Raw genomic sequence first — 6,366 nt, 5'->3', positions numbered from 1 at the left:
GCCTGGGGCCCGGCCCGAAGCCGCGGGACAGGTCGAGCATCCCGAGCGCGCCCCGCAGGAGGGCCGGGTCGACTCGGGTGCCGGGGCCGTCATCGGCCCGTTGGCGCAGGTGCTGGCCGCCGCGCGGGCGGGTGGGGCGGTGGTGCCCGTCGATCTGGGGCCGGCGTGCGCCGCCGCGTTGTGGAGCGGGCGGGACGAGGAGGCGTTGGCCGTCACCGCCGAGGTGGTCGGCGAGGCGCGTGCCGCCGGGGTGCTGGCCGCGCTGCCGCCGCTGCTCGTGACACTGGCCCAGGCCGAGCTGTTCCACGGGCGGGCCGGGCAAGCGCGGGCGCATGCGGAGGAGGCGCTCGCCCTGGCGGAGGACGTGCAGCAGGTGCAGTGGTCCGCGCCCGTGCACAGCCTGCTCGCCTACCTCGCCGCCCAGCGGGGTGACGAGGACGGGTGCCAGGCGGCCCTGCGCACCGCCGAGACGGAGTCCCGGGGTGGCGCGCCCGCGCTCTCGGGCGCGCCGTGGCGGTCGTGGGCCGCAGGCCTGCTGGATCTCGGCCACGGCCGCGCGGAGGAGGCCTTCGCCGCGCTCGACGCGTTGCTGCACGCGCCCGACCTGGGCCAGGTCTCCGCGTTGCGGGCGGTGCCGGACGCCCTGGAGGCGGCCGTGCGCATCCGCCGCGGCGAGGAGCTGGCGGGGCCGCTGGCCCGGTTCGAGCGCTGGGCCCGGCGCTCCGAGCGGGACTGGGCTCGTGCGCTGGTGCTGCGCTGCCACGCGCTGCTCGCTCCGGAGGAGCTAGCCGAGCAGCTCTACCGCGAGGCGCTCGCCCTGCACGCCCGTGCCGGGCGGCCGTGGGAGGAGGCCCGTACGGCGCTCCTGTACGGCGAGTGGCTGCGCCGGGCCCGCCGCAAGTCCGAGGCGCGCGCTCCGCTGCGCTCGGCCGCCCGCGCATTCGACCTGCTCGACGCCGCGCCCTGGGCGGCCCGCGCCCGCGCCGAGCTCGACGCCTCCGGGGCGGTCCCGTCCGAGCCGCGGACGGCGGGTCCCCTGGCGGGCCTCACCCCGCAGGAGAACCAGATCGTGCGGCTGGCCGCACAGGGTCTCTCCAACCGTGACATCGCCGCCCAGCTGTTCCTCAGCGCGCGCACGGTCGGCTACCACCTGTACAAGGCGTACCCGAAGCTGGGCGTGGCCTCCCGTGGGGAGCTGGCCGCCCTCGTCTGATCCGGTTGGCGCCCGTGTCCCGTGCGCCTCTGTCCCGTGCCCGTGTCCCGTGCGTCGGTGGGAGGCGGCGTGGCGGGCGCCGGGTGATGATCGGAGGGTGGACGAGCAGAGGGCGGACGAACCGGCACGGCCGGTCCTGGACGGGAGTGTCGTCTCCGTGGACGCCGCCCATCAGGCGGTCGTGTTCTACCGGAGACTTCCGCACCCCGTCGCGCGGGTGTGGCCCTACCTGTCCCGGCCCGCGCTTTTGCGCCGATGGCTGGCGGCTGCGGACCGGCTCGACCCGGCCGAGGGCGGGGGAGTGGTGCTGCGCTGGCTGAACACCGACCCCGAGGGCCGGACGGTCGTCGCCACAGGCACGGTCACCGCCTACGACCCGCCGACGGTGCTGCAGTTGGACCTCGACCCGCACGGGCGCGTGCGCTTCGAGCTGGCCGACGACGGCGCTGGCTGCTCCGTCGCCTTCAGCGCCGCGCTGCCCGCGCCGATCGAGCGCCCGGCCCTGCTGCTGGCCGGGTGGCACCTCCATCTGGACTACCTGGCACAGGCGTTGGACGGCGCCGGGGTCGACTGGCCGGCCTGGGACCTGGTCCGCGACTGGCAGCCCCTGCACGACGCCTACGCCGCCCGCGGCTGACGCCGGTCGCCCGCGCGGGCGACGCCCGCCCGGTCAGTCCTCCGTGCGCAGCGCGTCGTAGTTGCGCACGCCCATGGCCTGCAGCGGTCGCATGCCCAACCGCTCGTAGTAGGGCCGCAGTCCGGGGTCACACGCGAGGTCGACCGAGTACAGCCCCTCGGCCTCGGCCGCCGCCAGCACCCGCCGCACCAGCTCGGAGCCGATGCCCTGGCCGTGGTACTCGGGCAGCACCTCCAGCCAGGGGACGAAGGCGGTCAGCACACCGTCGCTGATCAGGTTGACGAAGCCGACCACCCGGCCGGTCCCGGAGTCGCGAGCGAGCACGGCCAGGTGGCTGCCGCGCAGCACGGCGAGGTGCCGCGCCGGGCTCGGCGGACTGGGCCAGCCGACGAAGAAGCCCTGGAGGTCGGACGTGTCGAGCGCGGCGGTGTCGGTGTCGTAAGTGATCACGGGCGCTCATGCTGCACCTCGGGCAACCGGGTCGGCAACCGGGTTTCGGCCGGTCAGGCGCCCAGCCCGTCCTCCCGCTCAGCTCGCCCTCGCGCTCAGCTCGCGCTCCCGCTCAGCTCGCGCTCCAGGGGGGTGCGGAAGCGGGGCGTGACGCGGGCGTCGCCGAGGAAGGCCGTGAGCCTGTCCGCCTCCGCGCGGACCGCGGAGAGGGCGTCCGCGCCCGCGTCCTCCAGCAGCCGCCAGACCACGGAACCGTCCGGCGCCTGGGCCCAGCCGCCGATCACGCGGCCGTCCCACCACACGGTGGGGCCGATGTTGCCGGTGCGATCGAAGAGCCGGTCCGCGTGGGCGGCGTCGGTGTACCAGGACCTTTCGCGCCAGCCCATCGCGGTCGGGTCGAGGGCGGGCAGCAGCGCCGCGCGGGGCTCGGCGGGCGGCGTCGCCCCGGCGTCGCCCGGCAGGACGTACCCCTCGCGCCCGGCCGGCTCCCCCTGCGGCAGGGCGACGGGCTCCGCGCCGACCGCGGCAAGCGCCTTGCGGACCGCGCCGAGCGGCCAGCCCGTCCACCACTTCAGGTCGTCCTCGGTGCCGGGGCCGTAGCTCGCGAGCCAGCGGCGGACCAGCTCGGCGCGCGCCTTCTCGACGGGCAGCTCCGGCCAGGGCGCGCTCTCGACCCACCGGTAGGCGCTGGAGGTCCAGCTGCCGCGCGGGCGGTCCCGGCGGATCCGGTTCTCCGCCGCCAGCACCCGCAGCACCCGCGAGGCGACGGTCTGCACGGCCTCGTAGGGCTTGCCGGCCGCAACCGTGACGCGCTCCTGGAGGGCCGGCACGGCCGCCCCCAACTCCTGCCCGCTGGACGGGCCGAGCCGCTTGAGCGCGGTCAGCGTCTCCTGCTCGGCCGCCGCGAGCCAGGCGGCGTCCCAGCCGCCGCCCTCGTCGAGGAAGACGAGCAGCTTCTCGCGCTCCTTCGCGGCGATCGCCCGCGCGGCGGCCGTGTCGACGACGGGAGCGAGATCGACCGGGACGACGAAGAGGGTCCGCCGCATCGCCAGCAGCCGCACCAGGGACACGTCGTCGTAGAGGGCGCGCTCCACCGCGTCCACGCCGGGTGCGGCCAGCCGTGCGGCCAGCGAGAGGTAGACGGTCGCCGCGTCGGTGGCGTGCAGGGCGACCAGGTCGTCCGCGACGGCCAGCGGCCCGTCCCGCCGCACCAGCAGCCGCGCGGTGACCCGCGCCCGGCGTTCGGCGGTGTCGATGCTCGGGAGCGCCATGACCAGCACCCTAGCCGCCCGGCCCGCCCCCTGCGTGCTAACGTCGAAGACGAGGTCGGGTGGAGCACCCAGCCTCCCGGACGAGCGCGTCGTACCCGGTTGGACAAGACGGCGCAGCAAGAGCGGTGGCCCCGGTGGCCCCGTCCCCTACTGCGAGAGGTCCGCCGTCATGGCCTGGGTCGTGCTCCTTCTCTCCGGCATGCTGGAGACCCTCTGGGCGGTCGCCCTGCAGTCCTCCAAGGGCCTGTCCCGCCCGCTGCCCACGGTCGTCTTCTTCGTCACCGTCGTGCTCAGCATGGCCGGTCTCTCCTACGCGCTGCGCAGCGTCCCCCTCGGCACCGGGTACGCCGTCTGGGTCGCGGTCGGCACCCTCGGCACCGCCCTGTACGGGATGTGCGCGCTGGGGGAGCCGGTGACGGTCGCCCGTGCGCTGTTCCTGGCGATGATCGTCGGCGGTGTCGTCGGGCTGAAGCTCGCCCACTGAGGTCGGCCCGGTCGGCGACGGCGCCGCACCCAGGCTCGTCCTGACCGGCGCGATCGTCTCCGGCGTCGCCGTCGTGCACGAGGCGCTGACCCTCGCCGACGTCCTCGGCCTCTCCGTCGGCCTTGCGGCACGCGCCCTCGCGGTCCGATCGCGGCCGTGGTGGTCCGCACGCTGCGGGCCTACCCGGACAGTGCGGACCTGGACCTCTCCGGGCTGACGGACCTGCGGCCGGGCTGTAGCTGACACTCTGTCAGATAACCCTGATGCGAATATTGATGGTGTGTCAGATAACGGCTAGCCTCCGCTGGGAGAGCCCCACCCGGCGTGCTCGGCTCGACAGCCCGAGGAGGAACGGCCATGCCCGAGGTATCCGTCAGCGCCACCATCTCCGCCCCGGCGGACAAGATCTGGGCGGTCATCACCGACTTCGAACGCTTCGGGGAGTGGAACACCATCCACACCGCCTTCCCCAACGGCGGCCCCGCCGAGCTCGCCGTCGGCGCCGTCTACGGCGAGAAGATGACCCTGATGGGCATGCCCGCCGACGTCAGCTGGACCGTCAGCGAGGTCGCCGCCCCGGCCACCCTGGCCATGGACGGCAAGGGCCCGATGGGCATCACCCTGCGCCAGCAGTACACGCTCGCCGGGGACGGCGACGGCACCAAGATCACCGTGGACAGCGAGTTCAAGGGTGCGGCGGTCAACATGCTCGCTGCCCGCGTCAAGGAGGCCACGACGAAGGCGCTGGTCGAGTCGCTGGAGAAGCTGGCCGGGCTGGTCGGCTGAAGAGCGCTCGCCGCAGCCCATGGCCGCCGAACGCCTCGGCGGCCATGGGAGCACGAGCGCAGTACGTGGTGGTCGAGAACGGCGCCTGGCAGCGGTACGGCGCGCGCTGGGGCGCCAACCGGATGGCGGCCGACCTGCCGACGGGGCCGACCCCGGCCACGCGCTGCTTCCGGGCCCTGAACGAGACCGACACGTGACTCGACGACGTGTGGCGCACGAGCCCGCCGATCCCACCCCCGCGGAGCTCGTCGCACTGCGGCACCGTCCTCGACGAACTGATCGCCGAAGCCGACGCGGCGCCCTGACGGTGGGACGGCTGGTGTGGCCGATAGCGTGAGCGCCATGCGGACTGCACTCATCACCGGCGCCAGCGCCGGCATCGGCGCGGCGTTCGCGCGCCGACTCGCCAAGGACGGCCACGCCCTCGTCCTCGTCGCCCGCGACGAGAACCGGCTCGCGGCCTTCGCCGAAGAACTCACCAAGGAGCACGGCGTCCCGGTCGAGGTGCTCCCGGCCGACCTGGCCACCGACGCGGGCATCGGGGCCGTCGAGGCACGGCTCACGGACGCCGAGCGCCCGGTCGACCTGCTGGTCAACAACGCCGGCTTCGGCTTCCGGAAGGGCTTCCTCGACGTGCCGATCGAGGACGAGCTGACGATGGTCAAGGTCCACATCGAGGCCGTGCTCCGGCTCACCCGCGCCGCGGTCCCGGGCATGCGCGCGCGTGGCAAGGGCTATGTCGTCAACGTCGCGTCCGTGGCCGCGTTCGTGCCGCGCGGCTCGTACGGGGCGAGCAAGTCCTGGGTGGTGCAGTTCACCGCAGGGGTCAACCGCGACCTGACGGGCAGCGGCGTCACGCTCCAGGCACTGTGCCCGGGCTTCACCCACACCGAGTTCCACCAGCGCGCGGAGATGGACATGTCCAGCGTCGGGGAGTGGATGTGGCTCGACGCGGACTTCGTCGTCGACCAGTCGCTGCGCGACCTCGCGCGCGGCAAGTCCGTCTGCATCCCCTCCCGCCGCTACCAGGCCCTGGTCGCCCTCTCCCGCAAGGCGCCGCTGGCCCTCCTCGCCGGCATGTCGAGCGGCTTCGGCCGCAGGCCCACGGAGAAGTGACCCCTCGGAGATGAACCGCGGCCCCCGGTCGGGCGTCGTATCGGCCGCTGGGTTGTGTCGTCGACCGGGGGAACGATGAGCGAGATCTACGACGTGGGGCTCCTGGGCACGGCGATGCTCAGGTCCTGGCTGTTCCGGCGCCGGCTGGCCGCGGGGCGTGAGGGGGCCGAGACGATCTGGTGCCGCGGCTGGTACTGCGCCCGTTGCGGGAGCGTCCACTTCCGCCCGGCGGGCGACGTGCCGTCCGGGCCGGTGTACCTGGGCGAGTTCCGCCGGATCGTCTGGAGCGCGGGCGGATACGGCGATCTGGTCGCGAGGCGACCGGCCGGGTGAGCTGCCCCAGCATGCGGAAACGGCGGGTTCCCCCCAGGAGGGGACCCGCCCCAACGTTTCTGCAGGGCGGCGCGGG

General features: G+C 74.6%; 9 protein-coding genes and 1 riboswitch. Of the genes, 7 read left to right on the top strand and 2 right to left on the bottom strand.

Going from position 1 to position 6,366, the window contains the following annotated elements; genetic code table 11:
• Both TR49_RS16800 and TR49_RS16795 read left to right on the top strand, forming a co-directional pair.
• On the top strand, positions 1-1,213 hold a 1,213-nt coding region (locus TR49_RS16800; RefSeq protein WP_236653403.1), incomplete at its 5' end, for a LuxR family transcriptional regulator.
• A 97-nt stretch (positions 1,214-1,310) separates the two neighbouring features.
• Positions 1,311-1,850, top strand: coding sequence for an SRPBCC domain-containing protein (locus tag TR49_RS16795; RefSeq protein WP_052434367.1), 540 nt, complete (start codon positions 1,311-1,313; stop codon positions 1,848-1,850).
• Between the two features lie 33 nt (positions 1,851-1,883).
• On the opposite strand, the gene TR49_RS16790 is transcribed toward TR49_RS16795, so the two are convergent.
• Positions 1,884-2,300, bottom strand: coding sequence for a GNAT family N-acetyltransferase (locus TR49_RS16790; RefSeq protein ID WP_201776199.1), 417 nt, complete (start codon positions 2,298-2,300; stop codon positions 1,884-1,886).
• Positions 2,301-2,395: 95 nt separating this feature from the next.
• On the bottom strand, positions 2,396-3,571 hold the full coding sequence (locus TR49_RS16785; protein ID WP_042382507.1) for a winged helix DNA-binding domain-containing protein: 1,176 nt from the start codon (positions 3,569-3,571) through the stop codon (positions 2,396-2,398).
• Positions 3,572-3,624: 53 nt separating this feature from the next.
• Positions 3,625-3,689, top strand: a riboswitch (guanidine-III (ykkC-III) riboswitch).
• Positions 3,690-3,740: 51 nt separating this feature from the next.
• Here TR49_RS16785 and TR49_RS16780 point away from each other — a divergent pair.
• From TR49_RS16780 to TR49_RS16765, 5 genes are all read left to right on the top strand, one after another.
• A complete protein-coding gene (locus TR49_RS16780) occupies positions 3,741-4,055 on the top strand; it encodes a DMT family transporter (RefSeq protein ID WP_042382505.1) in 315 nt (104 codons plus the stop codon).
• A 357-nt stretch (positions 4,056-4,412) separates the two neighbouring features.
• Positions 4,413-4,841, top strand: a complete 429-nt coding sequence (locus TR49_RS16775; RefSeq protein ID WP_042382504.1) for a type II toxin-antitoxin system Rv0910 family toxin — start codon at positions 4,413-4,415, stop codon at positions 4,839-4,841.
• A gap of 44 nt (positions 4,842-4,885) precedes the next feature.
• Positions 4,886-5,038 carry a hypothetical protein gene (locus TR49_RS43885; protein ID WP_160311610.1) on the top strand — a complete coding sequence of 51 codons (153 nt, stop codon included), beginning with the start codon at positions 4,886-4,888 and terminating at the stop codon, positions 5,036-5,038.
• A gap of 145 nt (positions 5,039-5,183) precedes the next feature.
• A complete protein-coding gene (locus TR49_RS16770; RefSeq protein WP_042382503.1) occupies positions 5,184-5,957 on the top strand; it encodes an SDR family NAD(P)-dependent oxidoreductase in 774 nt (257 codons plus the stop codon).
• 75 nt (positions 5,958-6,032) lie between these two features.
• Positions 6,033-6,290 carry a hypothetical protein gene (locus TR49_RS16765; RefSeq protein ID WP_042382502.1) on the top strand — a complete coding sequence of 86 codons (258 nt, stop codon included), beginning with the start codon at positions 6,033-6,035 and terminating at the stop codon, positions 6,288-6,290.
• Positions 6,291-6,366: the final 76 nt, after the last annotated feature.

Origin of the sequence: Streptacidiphilus melanogenes, assembly GCF_000787835.1 — a bacterium.
GTDB lineage: Bacteria > Actinomycetota > Actinomycetes > Streptomycetales > Streptomycetaceae > Streptacidiphilus > Streptacidiphilus melanogenes.
The sequence above is the reverse complement of the archived record's forward strand: the minus strand, read 5'-3'. Positions and strand labels throughout refer to the sequence as shown.

Coding starts and splice junctions, on each gene's coding strand:
- TR49_RS16785 (WP_042382507.1), bottom strand. CDS start 3,571: ATGGCGCTCCCGAGCATCGACACCGCCGAACGCCGGGCGCGGGTCACC.
- TR49_RS16780 (WP_042382505.1), top strand. CDS start 3,741: ATGGCCTGGGTCGTGCTCCTTCTCTCCGGCATGCTGGAGACCCTCTGG.
- TR49_RS16775 (WP_042382504.1), top strand. CDS start 4,413: ATGCCCGAGGTATCCGTCAGCGCCACCATCTCCGCCCCGGCGGACAAG.
- TR49_RS43885 (WP_160311610.1), top strand. CDS start 4,886: ATGGGAGCACGAGCGCAGTACGTGGTGGTCGAGAACGGCGCCTGGCAG.
- TR49_RS16770 (WP_042382503.1), top strand. CDS start 5,184: ATGCGGACTGCACTCATCACCGGCGCCAGCGCCGGCATCGGCGCGGCG.
- TR49_RS16765 (WP_042382502.1), top strand. CDS start 6,033: ATGAGCGAGATCTACGACGTGGGGCTCCTGGGCACGGCGATGCTCAGG.